Source organism: Natrinema sp. 1APR25-10V2 (assembly GCF_031626495.1).
Lineage (GTDB): Archaea > Halobacteriota > Halobacteria > Halobacteriales > Natrialbaceae > Natrinema.
The window spans coordinates 361,856-380,484 of sequence record NZ_JAMQOJ010000002.1 but is presented as its reverse complement, the minus strand read 5'-3'; the positions used below and the strand labels follow the sequence as shown (position 1 = coordinate 380,484).

Here is an 18,629-nt window from a genome sequence, read left to right as displayed (position 1 = left end):
CAGTGAGGAATGGGTGGCGGAAACGACATCGTACGAACGCATCAGAGAGGTCATCAGCCGAGTGTACACCGCTATCGACGCAGAAACCGTCGCAGACCGTGCTGCTACGTCGCCGAAAACTGCTCGGAAACACCTCGCCACGCTCGCCGATGACGGATTCATTACGACTGTGACTGGGCCCAACGGTGCCACGCTCTACCGCCGATCAGCAGAATCCCTCGTCGTCAAACAGGCAGCCGACATTCTATCTCAGGTTTCGCCGGAGGAACTCCAAGAGCAAATTTCCGAGATGAGAGACCAGATCGCGGCATTTCGGCAGGAATACGGCGTGGAATCTCCGGCGGAATTGACCGTTGATCGAACGAACGAGTTGCTCACCGGATCCGAACGCGTTGACGAGCCCGACGAGCAAACCATCCGCGAATGGAAAACCACGCGACGCAACCTCGCGTTCGCAAACGCCAAGAAATTTGTCGACACTGACTAGCGGTCGAACACCGAACCTGCAGTGTCCCCGTGACCGAGGGCGGGCGGACAGTCGGAACCGCAGTCATTTCGTGGACCGTTCGATCGACCAGCATTGATCGCAATTCGAGACCTATTCACCAGTATCGAGTCGCTTGCGACGGCGGAGGTGAAATCCTTAGCCGTTGGCAGTTTTCAATCCCTTTTGATCGGTACCGGAGAGATACGTGTCACACACTACAGTACGGTTCTTTCCGGTGCTGCCTCGAAAGAAGTGGTGACTACTGCCGATCAAACTGGGCGGATATGAAGGCCGAGATATTTTGTTGGCAATCGTTGTAGGCCTGATATGGGAAACGACAACCAAGAATCCGAGACTGAGGCGGAATCGGCAGCTGATGAGACGGAACGTGAAGGTGAGCGGGTGATGAGTCGGGCAGACGGCGCGGAGATCATCCGTGAAGTCGCCGCTGGTGTCGAGAACGGGACAATCGACATCGAAGGAGAGAACGGCTTCGCGGTGGCGGTTCCAGAGCACTTCGAACTGGAAGTCGAATACGAGGTTACCGACGACGAGGCCGAGTTCGAAGTGGAACTCGAATGGCAGATGGAAGACGGCGAACCGGTATCGGCAGACGAATGATACGGTTGCAGGCCTCTATTGCAGCCACTCGTTGGAGAACCGTATCCGTTCACTAATCGAACGGTGGAGTGTCAGCCGAACCTGATAAGAACCGAATCAGGATGTAGCGGCTCCTGTCTGCTGCACCATCGACTGGGCACGGAGTCTGTTCGATGGCTTGCGCGCCCTCGAGCACTGCACGAGATGGGAGTGAATCACCGCCAGTCTTGCAGGTTCGCCGGCCGAGATGCTGGTCGATGGTCACGTCGCTGGACCGTCGGGACGAGTGCGAGGATGGCGACGCGTCTACAACGTACAGACCGCCCGAGTCGACGGGCACGGTGGATTAATAGCTGTCTCACCCGAATACACGGCCGTGACAGCATCCGGCGCCGGCTTTCACTCGCTGACTACCGAAGTCCACGACCATTACCCGACGGTCGAGGGCACCATCCCCGAGTGGCTCTCTGGCACGCTGGTTCGCAACGGGCCCGCCCGTTTCGAGACAGGCGATCGCCGCGTCAACCACTGGTTTGACGGGCTGGCAATGCTCCGGCGCTACGCGTTCACCGACGGCCGACTCCGCTACTCGAACCGGTTTCTCCGCACCGATGCCTACGAGGAGGCGATGGACGGGCGGCTGACCGGCCAGTTCGGCACTGACACGCGTGGCTGGCGTCGTCTCCTGGAGACGGTCGCTTCGCTTGGGGTCCCCGAGCCGACAGACAATGCGAACGTCCACGTCGCCCGCATCGACGGCGAGTACGTCGCGCTCACGGAGGCCCCGCGCCGGATCGCCTTTGATCCCGAGACGCTCGAGACATGTGGACACTTTCGATTCCACGACGACCTACCCGAGCACATCACGGCTGCGCATCTCGTCGACGACCCCCACCGGGACGAACTGGTCGGCTTCGCTACGCAGTTCGGCCGGACGCCACAGTATCATCTCTATCGTCTCCCACGGGGGAGTCGGACGCGGGAGGTCATCGCCTCCATCGACGCGAACGGGCCGGCGTACATCCACGACTGCAGCGTCACCGCCGACCACGTCATCATCGTGGAGTCGCCGCTCGTCCTCTCGGTACTCCGGGCACTGAATCCGTTTACCGAGGGTGCGATCGACATGCTCGACTGGCAACCGGAGCGCGACACGCGCGTGCTCGTGGTCGACCGCGATACCGGTGACCTCGTGGCCGACCCAACGCTCGATCCGGCCTTCACCTTCCATCACGTCAACGCCTATGTCGACGGCGGAACGATCGTCCTCGACCTCGTGGAGTTCCCGGACGCCGACATCGTCGACACGATGGCGCTGTCCGAACTCGACAGCGACGGCTTTCCTGCCGTGCCCGACGCTCACCTGATGCGGTACCGTATCGATCCCGATGCGAACACGGTCAGTCGAACGCGACTCTACGATGGCGCGATGGAGATGCCACGCGTCGCTCGTTCGGTCGTCGGTCGACGCCACCGCTACGCGTACGGCCAAGCGACCGATCGCGCAGGGGCGAACGGACTGGTCAAAGTGGACTGTGAGACGGGCACCGCCAGGGAGTGGTGGGAGCGGTCGGTCTACGTCGAGGAACCAGTTCCCGTCCAGCATCCCGATGCCGACGCCGAGGATGCGGGAGTCGTGCTCGCGACGGCGCTGGATTCCCAGCGTGAGCGGACGATGCTTATGATTTTTGATGCAGCGACGCTCGCTGTCCAGGCGCGGGCGGTTCTCCCACACCCGGAACCCTTCGGCTTCCACGGCCGGTTCCTCCAGGGCGTGTAGCTCATGCGAGGTCGGCGAGCGTCCCTGTCGTGACGGGGTTCGCTAGCGTGTCGAGCATCGTCTTCGCTCGTCGTCGGGAGGATTATCTTCTCGTTGAGCCCTGGTTCCACTGTATCGATTACCCCCTAGAAGCGGAGGAACATTCTCAGGGTTGCCAACTGTCCCTTCATGCCGACAGTTGCGAGTTCATCTTCGTTCCTGCGTTTGAGACGAAAGCGATGGCTGTCTCGTCCGCTGAATTCGTTGAGAGTATCGATACCGTCCTGTTCACACCACTGGACGAACTGCGTGAGCCGATACCGGTGAGACTGGATGGTAGTGTCCTCGAGTTCGCGGCTCCGTTCGTGAAGGTACATTTGCATGGCCTCTACTGGGGTGAGTGGTTCGAGTTCGTCTGTCATGGTTCTCTCACTGAAGGCCGAAGACAACGAGTTCTAGACGCCGACCTAGACGCTTCTCGCGCGCACTAATAGCTGGCTGAGACCCCGAGCCTCTATTCGGAGAGAGCATGCCGAAATCTTGCTTGTCGATGATAACCCCGGCGATGCGCGACTCATCAAAGAAGCGTTCAATGTTGCACGAATAGCGAATTCGCTCCATACCACCACCAGTGGTCGAGAAGCGCTTGCTTTTCTCCAGCAACGTGGGAAGGTTACGGATGTGCCGCAACCGGATCTCGTCTTACTTGATTAGCGGCTACCACAGATGACTGGCGAAACGGTCCTCCGTGAAATGAGGGACAGTTCACGGTTAGAAGACATTCCTGTGATCGTATTGACTGGGTCCGATATCGAGGAAGACTTTCTCCGGGGACATGAGCCATCTGCGAACGCCTATCTCACAAAGCCAGTCGATGCTAACGAATTCATTCGTCTTGTCCGCTCGTTCGAATATTTTTGGCTAAGCATTCTCTGCAACCCGCTCGAAGGGAAGCAGTAGGCTACATGTCTGAGAGGATGATTTATTTTAGCCCAAGATATGGAGTAAAGTCGTCCACAGAATCGGCAGGTTCTGACCTATGAGGGTGGAATTCATAGACTCTTCTCCTACATGATTTGGCCTTGCTAGCCCACGCAAAGCCGTATTCTAGGCCACGCACGTTCAACCTGTTGGGACTGATGCATGACCGAGTCCAACTCACGCCTCAGCAAACTCACCAGAGAGGCTCCACCACACGCCGTTGAATACGAGTACGACACTGAGACGCCACCAAGTCTTGCCGTGGTTCAGGCGATCTGCGTGCTTGAAGATATTGATCCGATGGAGATGCCAACCGAGGCTGGATTTGTTCTCCACGATCACATCGATCCGAGTGCCCTCGATACAATCCTCGCGAACAGTACTGGAGATGGCAACACGGTCATCTCCTTCGAAGTCGCAATCGAGAATACATACACTGTCGAAGTTCGCGATACAGGTCGTCTCATTCTCCACTACGATCAACGCACGTGATAATCGACGCCGCTCCTTTCGATTACCCTAAAGAAGTGGTTAAACACCTTAGAACTCCTCCGAGAGCAATGACCGAGAATGGAAGAAAACAGAGACGAATGATGGCCATGTGTTCAGCATGTGGCGCGGTATACGCAGCGATGGAGTCGAAAGCGGGGACGATACTCCCGCTCGGTCGACGCCAAGGGTGTCCATGTGGCTCAAGGGAATTTGAGTCGGTGGACAATCTTTCACCCTCGGAATCTGAAACCACCTCAGATTAGTCACCCTCCTTGAGAACTCGTTCTATGTGGTGATCTCTCTGAAGACGATCGATTTCACGAAACCGAGTAGTAGATACCGGCCAGAAAAATTCAGACACTTCTTCGTGGGAGAACCAGATACACAAAATCTGGCACTCGCCGATCGGAGTAGGTCCCTTTTCGGTCCGGACTGTGCGCCCGGATCGACGCCGTCGCGCTCACCTCTCGGTGCCAACGAGTAGGGATTCCGAAGCGTCTGCTGGGCCAGCGGGTCGGTCGACGCGGCGCGAAACACTTCGATTGCACTGGCCATCGTGCCACCGCTCACGCTCCCGCGACTGTCCTCCAAGTAGATGTGTACCATATCGCACGTGTCATAAAAATAGATTCTGAGATCATTACCCGAGCGACGTCGAGAAGAGGTTCAGTTGGGAACTGAACATCGACGCGTCTTCACTGAGCGTTTCACTGTCACCGTCACTGAGTGTCTGTCCGCGGACGAACAGAACAGTCGTCGGTTCTAGCGGACCACTGTCGCTCTGATTCCGGACAACGTAGCCGTTGTACTCGTCGGGTTGCGGAATCTCCGGAACAGTCTCTCCGTCGATGGTCTGGAGCAGTCGCACCGACGTTCCCTGCTCAAGCTGGGAGACGACATCGAACGTCGCACCAGCCTCGTAATCGTATGTGAAGAGCAGGACGCGCTCTTCTCCGTCTTGCACCATTATTCTCCACCCCCGTTCTCATTGGGTGTCTCATTCGCTGCCTGGTTCCCTTCGGCCGCTTGGCTGCCTCCTGTTCCGCCACCGTTGCCCAGTGACGTATCGAGGAGGTTCAGGTCGGAACTCAGCACCGATGCGTCTGGCCCGATCGTTCCGCTGTCACCGCGGCTGAGTCTGCTACCGCGCACGAACAGGAACGTCGTGATCCCCGCTCCCTGACCGATGTCGTACCGGATGATATGTCCGGTCCATTCGTCGGGCTGGGAAATCTCCGCAACTGGTTCGTCGTCGACCTGCAGGATATCGACCGTCGTCCCCTGCTGAAGCGGATCAACGACGTCGAAGTTCGCCCCGGGATAGTAATTGTCCGCGAAGACCGCGACCTGCTCTTGCTGGGCCGCGACCGTCGCCGTGCCGTACGCGGCCGTTCCAAGCGTCAGCGCCCCCGTTACAAGGGCACTCTTCGCCATGAACGACCGCCTCGTATCGCTTGTCATTTCTTGTTCACTCATTCTCCCTTACTGTGGTGTCCCCCCTCCTTCCTAGGGGCATCTTTCTGTGTGCTAGCAAATAGCATAAAAAGCGCCGATCGTTCCCTCAACAAATGGCCGTTCGTTGGAAGATAATGGATCCTGGTGCATAGTAGCCGCCTGATTATAGAAATTTCCCATACCTCTTCACAAATGATGTGTACTATACGTTTCTAGTCTCTCACTTTTGTCCGATAATTTTCAATCGAATGCCAATTCTGTGTTAGGCCAGAACCGGACACTACTGGATGACGAGAAGCCCGGTGTGAGATCTAATACTTCACAGGTATCGGTTGTCCATCCCAGAGCAGTCGCCCAATTTCTCTACGTTGCGGCCAACACGCTCTGAAGAAGAAGTGGTAACAGAGCCACTGATGATTACCGGTCGGACAACTGCCAGTAGTAGATATTTCCCCATCCTATCTAATTGGAGTACGCGAGAGTTCACTAGACGGTAGGTTCTTGTTGTGGTAATATACACGCAGATGCGGGAAAGACATCAAATAAAGATTCGGTGAAGTCTCAGGCGAGATGCATAACCTCACTGGCTTCCAGCGCGACCTCCTCTACGTGATCGCAGGCTCAGACCAGCCGTCCGGCCAAGAAGTGAAGGGCGAAGTCGAGATCTACTACAGTTCTGAGATCAACCACGGCCGGCTGTACCCCAACCTCGACACGCTCGTGAACAAAGAGCTAGTAGAGAAAGGACAACTCGATCGCCGGACGAACTACTACGCCATCACCGATGCTGGTGAGGAAGAAATTGAGGACCGGCGGGAGTGGGAGGAGCAATACGTTGAATCGTAAGGAGAAGGTCTGTATTCGTCCGCTCGGCATGGTCTACCACCCTTACTGTTTCGTCGACAGGAAGGCTTATACTGGCAGAATCGCGTTCTCAGAGTATGCCATCTGAGCGTAGTCTGACAAATCTCATCACAATCGTTGGCAGGGGAGTACCAGCGAACTACGAAATTAGCGTCGACGGTACCATCGAGATGGTTGCTGCCGACCCGGACGAAGAGGCAGTGATCATCTCGGAGCAGACGGCGGAGGGAGCGATCGAAACCGGCGTTGATCGGTTCCAGTTCTCCGGCGAAATGGCGAACGCTCACGTCGTCGATTGGAACGGTGCTCCTTCACCGGAATCCCCGAGCACGCCGGAAGTCAACATCGATTACGGCGTACCTGCTCGGAGCGCCGATAGCTAACCGGTGACGCGGTCTACTCTTCTGCTGCATACCGTCTCTGTATTCAGCAGGTCGTTTCTGGCAGAAATCTGGTGATGGAGTCAGCCGCTGCTGAATACAAGGCGCGAATGCAGCACAGATTGACGCCCATTCAGAGGGGTGCCCAATCGCTCAGTATAGAGAACAGATTTATCCGTCTGTCTCTTTCCAGTCGTCCGGGTCCCCTTCACGGAATTCACCCTTGGCATGGCGCTCGGGGCAGTAGAACATGGGGATGTTCCGGATTATCCCCGCCCACCTGCCAGTCGGTTGGCCTCGGGGAGCGACCGCAGCCACAGCATCGCACTCGTCCCCACGAGTGGGCCGATAACGAGCGGGATGAAGGCCCACCGCCACCCAACCATGTTCTGAGCTATGGGAATCAACTGGATGGAGGCGATGGTGATGAGAAAGCCGATAGCAGTCTGAAGCGTTAGTGCAGAGCCGACGTAACTCTCATCGGCCAGTTCCGAGACAGCCGCGGAAAACTGCGCGGAGTCCGCGACGATGAAGAACCCCCAGACAAGGACGAATGGGACGATGATGACTAGTGATGAGCCGAAGACGATACCGGCGAGAAGGCAGGCGGTTCCGGAGATACCCATTGAGACGCTCGTCACCAGCGACCGTCCCCACCGATCAGCAGCCGAACCCGCAAGCCAGGCCCCTACCCCGCCGATTGCGATCGTCCCGAATGCTAAGACTGCAGCGAGTTGTTCCGCGTTGGCCGTCCCACTGGCTTCGAGGCTGGCTGCAAGATAGATCGGTATCCATGTCCAGACCGCGTACAGCTCCCACATGTGACCGAAATAGCCGGTGTTTGCTAAGATAACACTGCGATCGGTGACGATACGCTGGATTGCGCTGGGGTCGAATGGGGACGTCTCGGGCTGGTACGGCCCATCTTCGTAGGCGAGGACGAGAAGCCCACCAAGAGCTGCGAGCCCTGCGGTCCCGTAGAGCACGAGATCTGGTCGGCCGATGCCACCGACAGCCCGGATGAGATGTGGCGACGCCGAACCGACAGTGAGTGCGCCGACGAGGACGCCGATAGCGAGGCCACGCCCTTTGTCGAACCATGCGGCCATCATCTTCATCCCCGTCGGATACACACCAGCGAGGGCGACGCCGGTGGCGAAACGGAGGACGATAGCTGGAAGGCCGCTCGAGACGAACCCAGCGATGAGTGCCGTCGCACCAGCACCGGCGAGCGCAGAACCTGCAAAAAGATACCTCGGCAGGATGACATCAGCGATGGTGAGCGTTGCCGACAGCAACGCACCGACGACGAAGCCCAATTGGACGGCGTTGGTCAGCCACGCCGTCTCGGCAGCGGAGAGATGCCACATCTCGGCCAGTTCCGGGCCGACTGCTGTCCCGCTAAACCACAGAGTCATCGCAAACAACTCCGCAATCCCGACCAGAATGAGTGCACGCCACTTCCCGTTAGCGATGGCTGCCATCCGATAGACGTGTTCACTGTATAATATATAAAAGAGTAGGGTAACGATTCAGCGACAATTGGTCAGGTCGAACCTATAGTTGTCGACCAGTACAGGGCGCATATCTCGCAGAACTCTATCGGATTGTAGGACGATCTACCCGTTGCGGGAGTGATGAACATCCAAGACGACGTTTGAGACTTCGCTAAGGATTGTTCGATGTCCCGCTTTCAGTGAATAGTCCTGAGGAAAGAGAACAGTGGCAGACGTACCCGTTGTCACTGAGTAACCTCCACATGCACTATCTTTCAGGCGGCATAGAAATATAAGACTGTAAATAACAATAGCAGAGTTACTAATGGTTATAGCTGTATGCCAAGTAGGACACGTCGAACGTTCCTCAAGGTGAGTGGCAGTCTGCTCGGTGGAATTGCGATGGGAAGTTCAGTTATTGTAGCTGCATCAACCAACAGATTCCTCGTCGATACTAAGGCAGCCCCCCGAGCAAAAGTCAAAGCAGCAGACCTTGACATCGTTCATGACCTCGACGAGATTGACCTATTGGTCGTAGAGGGAGCTGAGGCCGACGTTAGGTCGCTAAACGCACGGTACGCCCCTGATAGTACATACTCACTTAACCGCCCTCTCAGCGAACATACACCTATCACAGCCAGTGCAATTGACGAGCCCAAATACGGATACCAATGGGACAAGCAGGCCCAGAGCATCCCAGAAGCCCACGAGACTACTCGCGGAGAAGGAACTCGAGTGACCGTTATTGACACAGGGGTCGCCGCTGGTCATCCGGACCTCGCGCATACAGTGAACGAAGACTTGTCTCGGAATTTTACTGCTGATGACTATGGTGCTGGTGGTCCGTACGGTGGTTATCACGGTACCCACGTCGCTGGTATTATCGCCGCAAACGACCAGAATGAAGAGGGTGTCGTTGGTACTGCCCCTGGGACGGAGGTCGTCGACTGCCGGGTGTTCTCACCAGACGAACTGGCGTCATTCGCAGATATTCTCGCAGCCATCGTCTACAGTGTCCGCATTGATGCCGACGCCGCCAATATGAGTATTGGAGCGTATCCAGTCTCGCGCGAGAGGCTCGGCCAATTCTACGGCATGGCTCTCAACCGGGTCACGACCTACGCCAATAGCCACGGGACGTTGCTCATCGCAGCTGCAGGTAACGACAGTGCGAACCTCCAGCACGACGGGCGTATCTGCGGAGACTTCGATGACAATGGCACGGACGAATGCATCTCAGCCATCAGTCTTCCTAACGAGGCGGCGAACGTCATGTCCGTTAGTGCTACCGGACCAATTGGCTATCAGTGGGGCGATGAGGGGCTTGTAGAGGACTTCGATAGTCCAACGGTCTACACCAATTATGGAACGAACGCTATCAACATCGCTGCGCCCGGCGGCGACGCTGACCTCGGGGCTATTGGTACCGGCGTCCCATGGTATCGTGACCTCGTCTACAACACTATCGCCGAACCTATGTTCGATGATGATGATTATCAGGGTGCAGACTACGACTATGGGTGGGCTGCCGGGACGTCAATGGCTTGTCCACAGGTAGTGGGGGCTGCGGCGCTTGTGAAGAGCCAGAACCCGGAGTTCAACGCGAACCAGGTCCGTCAGACGTTGGAAAATACGGCTGAGTCTATCGAGGAGTATGATAAGACGTACTACGGGGCTGGCTTCCTAAATCCAGCAGCAGCTGTTGACCAGTGAAATCTACCTGATTTGATTTCGTTTGCTATTCAACCTGATGAGAGCTGATGCTCTCGCCGAACTCCGCAAGCGGTTCATCGACGTCGAGGAGGGTCGCACTTCGTTCCCAAAGACGGCGTGCAGAGTCGTCGTTCCTAGCCGGACGCGAAGGTGTCCTGGACGACTGGTTCGCAAAATATTGGCCGGTGACAGTCGTGGCTTCGGGCGATAGAGCGACGTACAGCAGTTCTGCAGCGCCGTCGGCAACCGATGTAATACCGGGAACCATATCAAGCGTAGAGATGAGCGCTGGAAGCGGCCGTGGCAGGAACCGGCTGAAGTTGCTTCCCGGAATCGCTCCTGGATGGACGCTATTCGATCTAATCGATTGGTCCATAGCTGCTACCCGGCGTGCGAGTTCCCGCGAAAAAAGAATATTCGCGAGTTTCGAGTGGCTGTAGGCCCACATCGAGGAATACGACTCGACGGTTTCGACACGTTCTAGGTCGAGTGATACGCCGCGGTGTGCTGCCGAAGATGTCGTCACGACGCAGGCATCGTCGGTGAGGTGGTCGATTAGGTCCGTGGTCAGCTGATACGGTGCGAGATGGTTGATGTGAAACGTATACTCAACACCCAGGTCCGTGAGCCGACCCGTGCGGAAGTACCCGCCAGCGTTGTTGAACAGGAAATCGAGGCCATCGGTTTCCGTCCGAACCGTCATAGCGAGTTCTTGAATGGCATTGCGATTCGCGAAATCAGCCGGGATGAACGTCGCCTCGGCACCGATCGTCTCCAGTTCGTTGACGACGGACTCGCCAGCGCTCACATCTCGCCCGTGGACGATCACATCAGCGCCGAGTCGACCGAGCGCGAGTGCAGTAGCACGCCCGATTCCGCTCGTCGAACCCGTAATCAGCGCGGTTTTCCCGGTACAAGTCATGTGACTCACGCCCGCGAGTTCCTCTGGAGAATCTCTCATACCCTTGCAACGAGGTGCGCTATCAAAACGGCACTCCCTCACCTTGTTGTCCAGTGACGATCGAGACAGCAGTTACCACTCCGAACGCGAAGCACTTCCGAGACGCTGAGGGGACACCTGAGGCCTATGTACTGGTTGAAGAACTGCGGAGGGACTGAATTGAAGCGATCGTGAATAGCCCGAAGCAGTTAGCGGCCCTGATCATTAGGAGAATCTACTCGCGCGGACCGTAGAACCGGACCGTATAGTTCCACCCCCTCTGGCGTGTAGAGGAAGTTCGGCTGGTCGGGGTTACCGCCAAAGTGGATCGTGATACTGCCGTCGTTTGGCTCTGCGGTCACGTTGTTAATCGTGTACGCGTCGTACTCGTTCTCCTCGAAGTAAAAGTACTGCTTGGGAACGAGAGCGTCACAGAGACTCGATCAGTCTCTGAGTCCCCCTTACCGACCGAGTTTGATAACCAGACATCACCCAGTGGCTGATAGAACTATACCATCATTCACGGTTTTCTCGAATGAGATAGTGGAGGTATTATAGATATGGATGACAACAGATAAGATACCATGCATGACTTAACTGGATTCCAGCGTGATCTACTCTACGTTGTAAGCGGACTCGAGGAACCGCACGGCCTCGCAATCAAAGAGGAGATGGAAGAATACTACGAGAAAGAAGTCCATCACGGACGCCTGTATCCCAATTTAGACGAACTTGTTGATAAGGGGTTGATCGACAAAAGTGAGAAAGATCGCCGGACAAACGTATATGCCACCACAAGCCGGGGTCGTCGTGAACTTGAGGCTCGGCGGGACTGGGAAGATCAATACGTCGATCTCTGAGTACTGAAAGCCGACCAGTACGAGATCAATCCGCTGATCGAATCATCGCCGGTAGAATCAAGATGCTCGTACCCCTTCATCCAGAAAAGAGGGTGTTCTTATGGATATCCCAGACAACTTGCTCTGCCTGTTTACCGCACACCTGGAAGAAACGGAGGACGGGAGCTATGTTATCGAGGTACCTGCCTCGGAAGTGACGAACGGCCAAGTGATGACAGATGAGATATATCGCGCAGCGCTCCTCCAGACTGAATCGTCCTCATCGGAGGAGCAGGCCGCGATCTCTCCACGAAAAGACCGAACCCAGGGTCAGGAAACCAGAGACCCTGAACCGCCCGTCGAGATAGGGGAGAAGCGGACCGTCGAAATCGAAAATATCGGTGAACAAGGTGACGGGGTTGCCCGGGTTGAACGGGGGTACGTAATCATCGTCCCGGACACCGATGTCCATGAACGAGTGACGATCGAAATCACCAACGTCAGCCCGAACGTGGCCTTTGGTGAGGTCCATAAGCGACACGACCACTACGAGTAAGCTCCGAAAACTGTTCTAGATGTAGGTTGGAGAGATCATGTTTGAGATACACCGCGTCTTCTGCCTGAGAATGCGTGAGTACTCGCTTATGAGCTGGGGCCCTCACCAGATTACGCTACCGTAGTAACAGATGGTCGGAAGAAATCCTATCGCTGTTCAGTCGTCCTCTCTGAGACAATAATCCTCAGCCCTGGGTCTGTTTAGCGTTCAGAGGCACCGTAAGTGACGTGAATGGTCGGCGTACTCGCTGACTCAGGGGCCTCAACACCGTTCCAATCCACAGCTCGAATACTCGCACAGTCACCAGAGAACCGGAATCGCTGCACACCGGCTTCAATCGAACCTTCTGCTACTCCTCCAGAAACGATTACAGCCTGTTCAACGGGGTCATCAGCCATCATTTCGATTTCACCTGAAACTGTGATCTCGAAGTTCGAGGGAACACCGCGTCCAACAATCGTCACAAGATTTGGAAGTTGACTGCCACTGGACTGCTTCTCAACTGTCGTATCTTGAGTCATACTTCGTCGTCTCGAGCATCTCAGTATAAGCTTTCTTGTCGGGATAACGGTAGGTACATGAGAAACTCTGTGATCTCACAATAGGAGTCCCTGTGGGATATCTTTATAGAACATGTATACCCCGATATAAGACCCGGCAAACGAATGTACAAGCATGATAACAAATAGTCAATATAGTATATACAGCATATGGACGACCTGACCGGCTTCCAGCGAGACCTCCTGTACGTCATTGCAGGCGCCGAACAACCTTCCGGGCAAGATGTGAAAGATGAAATAGAATCACACTATTCATCAGACATCAATCATGGCCGGCTCTACCCGAATCTCGACACAGTCGTCAACAAGGAATTAGTCGAGAAAGGGCAACTGGACCGCCGAACCAACTACTATGATATCACAGATGACGGCCTCGAGCAACTGGAAGAACGGCGAGAATGGGAATCACAGTACATCGACTTCTGAACCGCTACTCGCCGGCCGTTAGTTCGACTTCCTGAACCCGAAGTGAATACTGGTCGGGCAACTCGTCGATCAGTACCCTGATTTTCAGCACTCGTTCCTCGGTTGCGAGTTCTCGCATCGCGGCCAGCTGCGACCGTTCGAACGACGCGTTTCCCGTTTTGATCTCACAGTAGTACCGTTCGAGCACGCCGCCGTTCCACCCATCTCTTGCCAGAATTTTGCAATCAGGATGCCAGGAAATTCGCTCACCCCTCGAATCAGCGTCGAATGAAACAAAGCAATCCGTTTCTACGGTGACTTTCAGTTCATTTTCCAATTCGGCTTCGGTGACGTCCAGATCCCGCTCAACGAAATATATCAACGCGTGCGGCTTTGGCGCTGTTGTCAAAATTGCTTCACCGAGCATGCCGTAGAGATTCGCACCGATGTCGAACGTCCACGTTTTTCCGCCGATTGAGGCTGGTTCGTTGATCGAGGGATTGTGCTCTGCAAGGAGATACGCATCGACCTCGTCCGAATCGTTGGGAGCGACCACCTGGACTCGCAGCCCGCCATCTATCACTGATAACTTCTCCGCATAGCGTTCTGCTTGTGATTTGGTCCCGAATTCGAGTGTTCGACCCTGCTCCTGAACGATGTCTCGCAGTGTCGCATTCGCATCGAGAGCGCCGGGTTTGACCGCAATCCGATAGCCTGTTTCATCACCTGGTTCCACGAGTGCCGCTTTATCGTCTGAACCAGCGGTTCGCCTATCCAAAACTAGCTCTCCATCATGGAACCTGTACTGATTAGAATCAGTCATATATCGAGGTGATATTCTACATTTGGATGGACAGGGATCTGAAAGTAACGTAAACTATTTCTATATTCTTGATTCGCTCTGGTATTCATATAGTGGGCGATAGACCCACCAGTTCTAGCAAATCACTACAGTAGAGACAGCTACAACGAATCCAATGCGTAGATTCCAGAGTCGGTCGAGATAAGAATGTGATCATCGACAGCAACGTCATGTAACGCTTTCTCAGGAGTCAGTGTATGGGTTACTTCGCCTTCCGAGTTTATCCTGTGGAGTTTTCTATTTCCGATTTGAACGAAGAGAGATCGTTCAGCTACACCCTTGTCATTTCCACTTATATCCATTGAAAGGTGTTCGTATTCTTCTACATCACCAACCTTGATACGCCAGATTTCGGCCCCGTCATCTAATCCGAAATCCTACCCAAAATGCCGATCCCGTCGGTACAAGGCCTGAGGCGCCAGGAGAAGTACGGTTACAATCCGTACGTAGTTCGTATGGGTTGGGGCAGATTTGAACTGCCGACTTCCTCCGTGTGAAGGAGGTATCATAACCGGACTAGATCACCAACCCGCACGAGGCGATACCCGTGCGTTCAACTTAAGGCTTCCTTTCAGCGCTCGCTGTCGGCCTCGCTCGAGCCATCGCGGTCGACTCGGGCTCGCGCGGCCCCGACCGCCTGCCGGACGCGCGTCTCCGCGCTTCTCTCGAGGGCGGTCACGTCCTCGCGAACGCGGTCGACGCGAGTGGATTTCGGTTCGACCTCGGCGTCTCGACCGACCCGCGAGCGAACGCGGGTAACGAGGGGCTCGAGGGACTCCGTCACGCCGAGTCGAGCGTGTTCGACGGCTCGCGAGAGGTAGTACCGACTGTCGTGGAAGTGTTTGTTCATGGGACTCTATCCCAAGATGAGGGTGGCCGAGAATATAGTTCTTTCGCGAAGGTCAGAATTGCGCGTCGGCTCGCGCCAGCGAAATAGTGAGGACGCCCATCGCTCCGTGTACACGATCGATTTAGGTATCGGCCCGTGAATCACCGGACATGAACGAGTTACAGCCGATCGCCCTCGAGTCCGAGGGGGCGACCGCGGATCTGGTTATCGAAGACGGACGCGTCTACTGTTCGAACCGCAGGGAGTTCCTCGAGCGCGATGTCGCAGTCGTCGGCGACAGGATCGCCGCGCTGCTCGAGGACGCCGATTCCGTCATCGGTCCGGAGACGACGGTCGTTTCGGCCGCGGATGAGGTTGTGCTCCCCGGCCTGATCGATGCCCACACGCACGCCGACATCGAACTGATTCTCGATCGGACGGTTCCCGAACTGCTCGCGACCGGGACCACCTCGATCGTCACCGAAAGCTCCGGGCTCGGGTTGCTGTTCGGCAGCCGCGGCGTCGAAACGTTCCTCGAGCGAACTGCCGACTGTCCGGTTTCGACGTACCTCGCGCTCCCGCCGCAGGCGTTCGTCGACACCTTCGAGCCTGCCACCGGATCGCCCGCCGAACTCGAGGCGCTCTCCGACCTGCTCGCCCGCGAGCGGGTCATCGGTGTCGGGGAGATCGACTGGGTCCACGTCGTCGGCCGTGATGCGCCGATCGAGGATCTCTACGAGCGCGCACGCGAGGCAGACGCGACGATCGTCGGCCACGGCGCGGGCTGTCGCGGCGACTCGCTCCGGGCGTTCGGGACCGTGGTCGACAACGATCACGAGGCCATTTCGGCCGACGGAATCCGCAAGCGGGCCGACAACGGTATCCACGTCGTCGGCCGCTGTGGCTCCAACAGGGACGACCTCGGGGCGCTGATCGAAGCGTTCCCCGACCTCGACCGCGGGAGCGTCTCGCTGTCGACCGACGGCGTCGCGCCGGCCGACCTCCTCGAGGGATTCGGGATGGCCGAGGTCGTCCGTCGGCTGATCGACGCCGGAATCCGGCCTGCAGACGCGATCGACGCGGCGACGCGAAACCCCGCCGACCACTTCGGGCTCGCGGACCGTGGCGTCGTCGCACCCGGTGCCGCGGCTGACCTGCTCGTCGTCGACGACCTCGAGACGATGGGCGTCGAGACCGTCGTGTCCGACGGCGCGCTCGTCGTGGCCGACGGCGAGCCGACGGTCGACGCCAGAACGGATCCCTACCCGGACTACGTCTACGACACCGTCTCGGTCGCGATCGACCGCGATCGGTTCACCGCGCCGCTCGAGGCGGCACCCGACGGTACCGTCCGCGCGATGGACGTCGGCCGCGGGCTCGTGACGACCGAAACGACCGCCGAGGCCGGCACCGTCGGTGACGACGGCGACGAATCGGGTCGGCGGCTCGGGCCCGCCCCCGAGACCGATGCCCTCACCGCGACGCTGCTGGACCGCGATCCGGCGACCGACGAGCGCGGCTTTACCGGCTTTCTGACCGGCTACGGCCTCGAGTCGGGTGCCGTCGCCACGACTGGCACCTGGGAATCGACCGGGCTGGTGACCGTCGCGGCGGACACCGACGACGCCGTCGTCGCCGCCGAGCACGTCGCGTCGCTGGGCGGTGGGTTCGCGGTCGCCCGCGACGGGGAAATCGTCGCCGACCTCGCGACGCCGATCGCCGCGACCGCCGCCGAGCTGTCTCCCGAGACGTTCGAAACGGCGAGAAGCGCGGTCGTCGACTCGCTTCGCGAGAGCGGCGTCGATGTCGAGCTACCGCTGCTGACCGTCCAGACGCTCACGTTCCCCGGCGTCCCTGCGCTGAAGCTGACGCCGTCGGGCTACGCCGACGTGCTCGGTCGCTCTGTCGAGGGGCTCGAGACTGACAACTAGTACTCAGGTGAGTCTTCGGGCTCCCCGTCTCGAGCATTGACGACGCGCGCGAGCGTGAAGAGGCCGTCCGAGAGCCGGTTGAGGTACTGGACCGCGTCCTCGTTGATCTCCTCCTCGCGAGCGAGCGCGACGGCGCGTCGTTCGGCGCGCCGGCAGACCGTTCGGGCGTGGTGCAGCGCCGCACCGTGTTCGCTGCCGGTCGGCAGAACGAAGGAGGTCAGTGGCTCGAGTTCCTCGTCGTACTCGTCGATCCAGTCCTCGACGGTCTCGACGTGGTCCGTTCGGATCGCGGGGTCGTCCTCGTCCGGATCGGGGTTCGCGAAGTCGGCCTGGACGACGTGGAGGTGGTTCTGGATCTCCGTCAGCCGCTCGTTCACGTCGTCGTAGTCGGTCGGCCGAACGGTGCCGATGAGGGCATTGAGTTCGTCGACGGTGCCGTAGGCCTCGATCCGAGCGCTGGCCTTCGAGACGCGCGTCATGTCCCGAAGGTCCGTCTCGCCCTCGTCGCCGCGTCCGGTGTAGATGGACATGGCCGAATCGACGGACGGCGTTCACTTAACTTTCGCGTCACTCGAGATGCGGACGGTCCAGCGGCGACGGCGACCCCGCCCCATCTCGGGGCCACCGCAATCAGTACGTTAAACTCGCTCCGTTCGCTACCTCTGCGTATGGCCATGGAACTCGACCACGAGTGTCCCGAGTGCGGCGGCGAGAAGACGTTCTACCGCGCCGCCAGCACGGAGCTTCACCTCGGCGAGAAGATCAAGTGGCACTGCCCCGACTGCGACTACGGTTTCGTCCAGATCCGCGACAACGGAACCGTCATCGATTCGAGCGCCGCGTAACCCAACGATCAGATTTCTCGGTTCTCTGACGATAGACCCGGTAGTCGTCGGTGAGACAGGCGCTTTGTTCGGAGGAATGCTCGGTGACTCCGACCGATCAACGCACCAGAGAGGGAGACTCCGGATCGGATCCGTTTTCGGACGAGAGATGGTCCGGTCTCCCGCTGAGAATGGTGACGATCTCGTCACCGATGCCGATAGTCACGACCTGATCGTCGCAGTCGTCGATTTCTGAAATCTGTCGATCGGATCTGACGGTATGGTCGAACTGGCATTCGGCCTCGGTTCGATACGTCCCGTACGCATCGTATACGCTCTCGATGATGCTGTGTGCCTCACCGGGAATCTCCACAGTCTCGAGAAAGACATCCTCCCAGTCACCGTCGTTGAATATTCCGTCCGACTCTCTCAAAACGCGGATGTCGACCTCCTTGGCGTTCGGGCGCTGGTTCTCGATATACAGGTGGTTCGACGATTCGCCGCACTCGTTCGAACTGAGACAACCCGACGAAGTCGCAACACCGGACGCGGTGACGGATACCAGGAATGTCCGTCGTTCCATACACCCACTGTTCATCGAAACGACAAATTCGTTGTGGATCTCACTGCCGATCTCCGTCCGGTGCGTAGCCGTA

General features: G+C 57.5%; 22 protein-coding genes, 1 tRNA gene and 3 pseudogenes. 13 read left to right on the top strand and 13 right to left on the bottom strand.

Annotated features, from left to right (window positions below; genetic code table 11):
- Positions 1–13: 13 nt before the first annotated feature.
- The 3 genes from NDO75_RS07640 to NDO75_RS07630 all read left to right on the top strand — a co-directional run bounded on the left by NDO75_RS07640 (position 14) and on the right by NDO75_RS07630 (position 2,867).
- A complete protein-coding gene (locus tag NDO75_RS07640; RefSeq protein WP_310905559.1) occupies positions 14–487 on the top strand; it encodes a transcriptional regulator in 474 nt (157 codons plus the stop codon).
- Positions 488–814: 327 nt separating this feature from the next.
- A complete protein-coding gene (locus tag NDO75_RS07635; protein WP_310905558.1) occupies positions 815–1,108 on the top strand; it encodes an amphi-Trp domain-containing protein in 294 nt (97 codons plus the stop codon).
- 355 nt (positions 1,109–1,463) lie between these two features.
- Positions 1,464–2,867, top strand: coding sequence for a carotenoid oxygenase family protein (locus tag NDO75_RS07630; RefSeq protein WP_310905557.1), 1,404 nt, complete (start codon positions 1,464–1,466; stop codon positions 2,865–2,867).
- A 50-nt stretch (positions 2,868–2,917) separates the two neighbouring features.
- Here NDO75_RS07630 and NDO75_RS07625 read toward each other — a convergent pair.
- Both NDO75_RS07625 and NDO75_RS07620 read right to left on the bottom strand, forming a co-directional pair.
- A pseudogene (locus tag NDO75_RS07625) lies at positions 2,918–3,268 on the bottom strand (site-specific integrase); the annotation flags it as partial.
- Positions 3,269–3,275: 7 nt separating this feature from the next.
- Positions 3,276–3,467: a hypothetical protein gene (locus NDO75_RS07620; RefSeq protein ID WP_310905555.1), complete on the bottom strand. Its 192-nt coding sequence runs from the start codon at positions 3,465–3,467 to the stop codon at positions 3,276–3,278.
- Between NDO75_RS07620 and NDO75_RS07615 the strand changes: the two are divergent.
- Positions 3,384–3,806: pseudogene (locus tag NDO75_RS07615) on the top strand (response regulator). The gene NDO75_RS07620 and the pseudogene NDO75_RS07615 overlap by 84 nt on opposite strands.
- Before the next feature lie 183 nt (positions 3,807–3,989).
- Complete coding sequence (locus NDO75_RS07610) at positions 3,990–4,319, top strand: HalOD1 output domain-containing protein (RefSeq protein WP_310905554.1); 330 nt, start codon at positions 3,990–3,992, stop codon at positions 4,317–4,319.
- Positions 4,320–4,724: 405 nt separating this feature from the next.
- Here the strand turns inward: NDO75_RS07610 and NDO75_RS27740 are convergent.
- From NDO75_RS27740 to NDO75_RS07600, 3 genes and pseudogenes are all read right to left on the bottom strand, one after another.
- Positions 4,725–4,931: pseudogene (locus NDO75_RS27740) on the bottom strand (oxidoreductase); the annotation flags it as partial.
- A gap of 28 nt (positions 4,932–4,959) precedes the next feature.
- Positions 4,960–5,286 (bottom strand): hypothetical protein, encoded by a 327-nt coding sequence (locus NDO75_RS07605; protein ID WP_310905553.1) that lies wholly within the window; start codon positions 5,284–5,286, stop codon positions 4,960–4,962.
- Positions 5,286–5,753: a calcium-binding protein gene (locus tag NDO75_RS07600; RefSeq protein WP_310905552.1), complete on the bottom strand. Its 468-nt coding sequence runs from the start codon at positions 5,751–5,753 to the stop codon at positions 5,286–5,288. The genes NDO75_RS07605 and NDO75_RS07600 overlap by 1 nt, the downstream gene beginning before the upstream one ends.
- A gap of 591 nt (positions 5,754–6,344) precedes the next feature.
- On the opposite strand from NDO75_RS07600, the gene NDO75_RS07595 reads away from it, so the two are divergent.
- Both NDO75_RS07595 and NDO75_RS07590 read left to right on the top strand, forming a co-directional pair.
- The gene (locus NDO75_RS07595) at positions 6,345–6,620 is read left to right on the top strand and encodes a PadR family transcriptional regulator (RefSeq protein WP_310905551.1); all 276 of its coding nucleotides are present in this window, start codon (positions 6,345–6,347) and stop codon (positions 6,618–6,620) included.
- A gap of 95 nt (positions 6,621–6,715) precedes the next feature.
- On the top strand, positions 6,716–7,021 hold the full coding sequence (locus tag NDO75_RS07590) for a hypothetical protein (RefSeq protein WP_310905550.1): 306 nt from the start codon (positions 6,716–6,718) through the stop codon (positions 7,019–7,021).
- A 263-nt stretch (positions 7,022–7,284) separates the two neighbouring features.
- Here NDO75_RS07590 and NDO75_RS07585 read toward each other — a convergent pair whose 3' ends face one another.
- Entirely contained in the window at positions 7,285–8,502 is a 1,218-nt protein-coding gene (locus tag NDO75_RS07585) for an MFS transporter (protein ID WP_310905549.1), read from the bottom strand.
- Positions 8,503–8,853: 351 nt separating this feature from the next.
- Between NDO75_RS07585 and NDO75_RS07580 the strand changes: the two genes are divergently transcribed.
- On the top strand, positions 8,854–10,227 hold the full coding sequence (locus tag NDO75_RS07580; RefSeq protein ID WP_345784891.1) for a S8 family serine peptidase: 1,374 nt from the start codon (positions 8,854–8,856) through the stop codon (positions 10,225–10,227).
- 25 nt (positions 10,228–10,252) lie between these two features.
- On the opposite strand, the gene NDO75_RS07575 is transcribed toward NDO75_RS07580, so the two are convergent.
- Entirely contained in the window at positions 10,253–11,149 is an 897-nt protein-coding gene (locus NDO75_RS07575) for an SDR family NAD(P)-dependent oxidoreductase (RefSeq protein WP_310905887.1), read from the bottom strand.
- Positions 11,150–11,751: 602 nt separating this feature from the next.
- On the opposite strand from NDO75_RS07575, the gene NDO75_RS07570 reads away from it, so the two are divergent.
- Both NDO75_RS07570 and NDO75_RS07565 read left to right on the top strand, forming a co-directional pair.
- Entirely contained in the window at positions 11,752–12,027 is a 276-nt protein-coding gene (locus NDO75_RS07570) for a PadR family transcriptional regulator (RefSeq protein ID WP_310905547.1), read from the top strand.
- 100 nt (positions 12,028–12,127) lie between these two features.
- Positions 12,128–12,562: a TRAM domain-containing protein gene (locus NDO75_RS07565; protein ID WP_310905546.1), complete on the top strand. Its 435-nt coding sequence runs from the start codon at positions 12,128–12,130 to the stop codon at positions 12,560–12,562.
- 200 nt (positions 12,563–12,762) lie between these two features.
- Here the strand turns inward: NDO75_RS07565 and NDO75_RS07560 are convergent, their stop codons facing one another.
- Complete coding sequence (locus NDO75_RS07560) at positions 12,763–13,083, bottom strand: hypothetical protein (protein WP_310905545.1); 321 nt, start codon at positions 13,081–13,083, stop codon at positions 12,763–12,765.
- Between the two features lie 189 nt (positions 13,084–13,272).
- Between NDO75_RS07560 and NDO75_RS07555 the strand changes: the two genes are divergently transcribed.
- Complete coding sequence (locus NDO75_RS07555) at positions 13,273–13,548, top strand: PadR family transcriptional regulator (protein ID WP_310905544.1); 276 nt, start codon at positions 13,273–13,275, stop codon at positions 13,546–13,548.
- A 4-nt stretch (positions 13,549–13,552) separates the two neighbouring features.
- Here the strand turns inward: NDO75_RS07555 and NDO75_RS07550 are convergent, their stop codons facing one another.
- From NDO75_RS07550 to NDO75_RS07540, 3 genes are all read right to left on the bottom strand, one after another.
- Entirely contained in the window at positions 13,553–14,350 is a 798-nt protein-coding gene (locus NDO75_RS07550) for a hypothetical protein (protein ID WP_310905543.1), read from the bottom strand.
- A 495-nt stretch (positions 14,351–14,845) separates the two neighbouring features.
- A tRNA-Val gene (locus tag NDO75_RS07545) sits at positions 14,846–14,920 on the bottom strand.
- 40 nt (positions 14,921–14,960) lie between these two features.
- Positions 14,961–15,239 (bottom strand): hypothetical protein, encoded by a 279-nt coding sequence (locus NDO75_RS07540; protein ID WP_310905542.1) that lies wholly within the window; start codon positions 15,237–15,239, stop codon positions 14,961–14,963.
- Between the two features lie 149 nt (positions 15,240–15,388).
- Here NDO75_RS07540 and NDO75_RS07535 point away from each other — a divergent pair, with 149 nt between their 5' ends.
- Complete coding sequence (locus tag NDO75_RS07535) at positions 15,389–17,149, top strand: adenine deaminase C-terminal domain-containing protein (protein WP_310905541.1); 1,761 nt, start codon at positions 15,389–15,391, stop codon at positions 17,147–17,149.
- Here NDO75_RS07535 and NDO75_RS07530 read toward each other — a convergent pair.
- Positions 17,146–17,679, bottom strand: coding sequence for a cob(I)yrinic acid a,c-diamide adenosyltransferase (locus NDO75_RS07530; RefSeq protein ID WP_310905540.1), 534 nt, complete (start codon positions 17,677–17,679; stop codon positions 17,146–17,148). The genes NDO75_RS07535 and NDO75_RS07530 overlap by 4 nt on opposite strands.
- A 138-nt stretch (positions 17,680–17,817) precedes the next feature.
- Here NDO75_RS07530 and NDO75_RS07525 point away from each other — a divergent pair, with 138 nt between their 5' ends.
- Positions 17,818–17,994 (top strand): hypothetical protein, encoded by a 177-nt coding sequence (locus NDO75_RS07525; protein ID WP_310905539.1) that lies wholly within the window; start codon positions 17,818–17,820, stop codon positions 17,992–17,994.
- A gap of 97 nt (positions 17,995–18,091) precedes the next feature.
- Here NDO75_RS07525 and NDO75_RS07520 read toward each other — a convergent pair whose 3' ends face one another.
- A complete protein-coding gene (locus tag NDO75_RS07520) occupies positions 18,092–18,556 on the bottom strand; it encodes a hypothetical protein (protein WP_310905538.1) in 465 nt (154 codons plus the stop codon).
- Positions 18,557–18,629: the final 73 nt, after the last annotated feature.

Excerpts from the sequence above, each read along its gene's own strand:
- NDO75_RS07635 (WP_310905558.1), top strand. The coding sequence starts at position 815 with ATGGGAAACGACAACCAAGAATCCGAGACTGAGGCGGAATCGGCAGCT.
- NDO75_RS07620 (WP_310905555.1), bottom strand. The coding sequence starts at position 3,467 with ATGGAGCGAATTCGCTATTCGTGCAACATTGAACGCTTCTTTGATGAG.
- NDO75_RS07610 (WP_310905554.1), top strand. The coding sequence starts at position 3,990 with ATGACCGAGTCCAACTCACGCCTCAGCAAACTCACCAGAGAGGCTCCA.
- NDO75_RS07605 (WP_310905553.1), bottom strand. The coding sequence starts at position 5,286 with ATGGTGCAAGACGGAGAAGAGCGCGTCCTGCTCTTCACATACGATTAC.
- NDO75_RS07600 (WP_310905552.1), bottom strand. The coding sequence starts at position 5,753 with ATGGCGAAGAGTGCCCTTGTAACGGGGGCGCTGACGCTTGGAACGGCC.
- NDO75_RS07595 (WP_310905551.1), top strand. The coding sequence starts at position 6,345 with ATGCATAACCTCACTGGCTTCCAGCGCGACCTCCTCTACGTGATCGCA.
- NDO75_RS07590 (WP_310905550.1), top strand. The coding sequence starts at position 6,716 with ATGCCATCTGAGCGTAGTCTGACAAATCTCATCACAATCGTTGGCAGG.
- NDO75_RS07585 (WP_310905549.1), bottom strand. The coding sequence starts at position 8,502 with ATGGCAGCCATCGCTAACGGGAAGTGGCGTGCACTCATTCTGGTCGGG.
- NDO75_RS07580 (WP_345784891.1), top strand. The coding sequence starts at position 8,854 with ATGCCAAGTAGGACACGTCGAACGTTCCTCAAGGTGAGTGGCAGTCTG.
- NDO75_RS07575 (WP_310905887.1), bottom strand. The coding sequence starts at position 11,149 with ATGACTTGTACCGGGAAAACCGCGCTGATTACGGGTTCGACGAGCGGA.
- NDO75_RS07570 (WP_310905547.1), top strand. The coding sequence starts at position 11,752 with ATGCATGACTTAACTGGATTCCAGCGTGATCTACTCTACGTTGTAAGC.
- NDO75_RS07565 (WP_310905546.1), top strand. The coding sequence starts at position 12,128 with ATGGATATCCCAGACAACTTGCTCTGCCTGTTTACCGCACACCTGGAA.
- NDO75_RS07560 (WP_310905545.1), bottom strand. The coding sequence starts at position 13,083 with ATGACTCAAGATACGACAGTTGAGAAGCAGTCCAGTGGCAGTCAACTT.
- NDO75_RS07555 (WP_310905544.1), top strand. The coding sequence starts at position 13,273 with ATGGACGACCTGACCGGCTTCCAGCGAGACCTCCTGTACGTCATTGCA.
- NDO75_RS07550 (WP_310905543.1), bottom strand. The coding sequence starts at position 14,350 with ATGACTGATTCTAATCAGTACAGGTTCCATGATGGAGAGCTAGTTTTG.
- NDO75_RS07540 (WP_310905542.1), bottom strand. The coding sequence starts at position 15,239 with ATGAACAAACACTTCCACGACAGTCGGTACTACCTCTCGCGAGCCGTC.
- NDO75_RS07535 (WP_310905541.1), top strand. The coding sequence starts at position 15,389 with ATGAACGAGTTACAGCCGATCGCCCTCGAGTCCGAGGGGGCGACCGCG.
- NDO75_RS07530 (WP_310905540.1), bottom strand. The coding sequence starts at position 17,679 with ATGTCCATCTACACCGGACGCGGCGACGAGGGCGAGACGGACCTTCGG.
- NDO75_RS07525 (WP_310905539.1), top strand. The coding sequence starts at position 17,818 with ATGGCCATGGAACTCGACCACGAGTGTCCCGAGTGCGGCGGCGAGAAG.
- NDO75_RS07520 (WP_310905538.1), bottom strand. The coding sequence starts at position 18,556 with ATGGAACGACGGACATTCCTGGTATCCGTCACCGCGTCCGGTGTTGCG.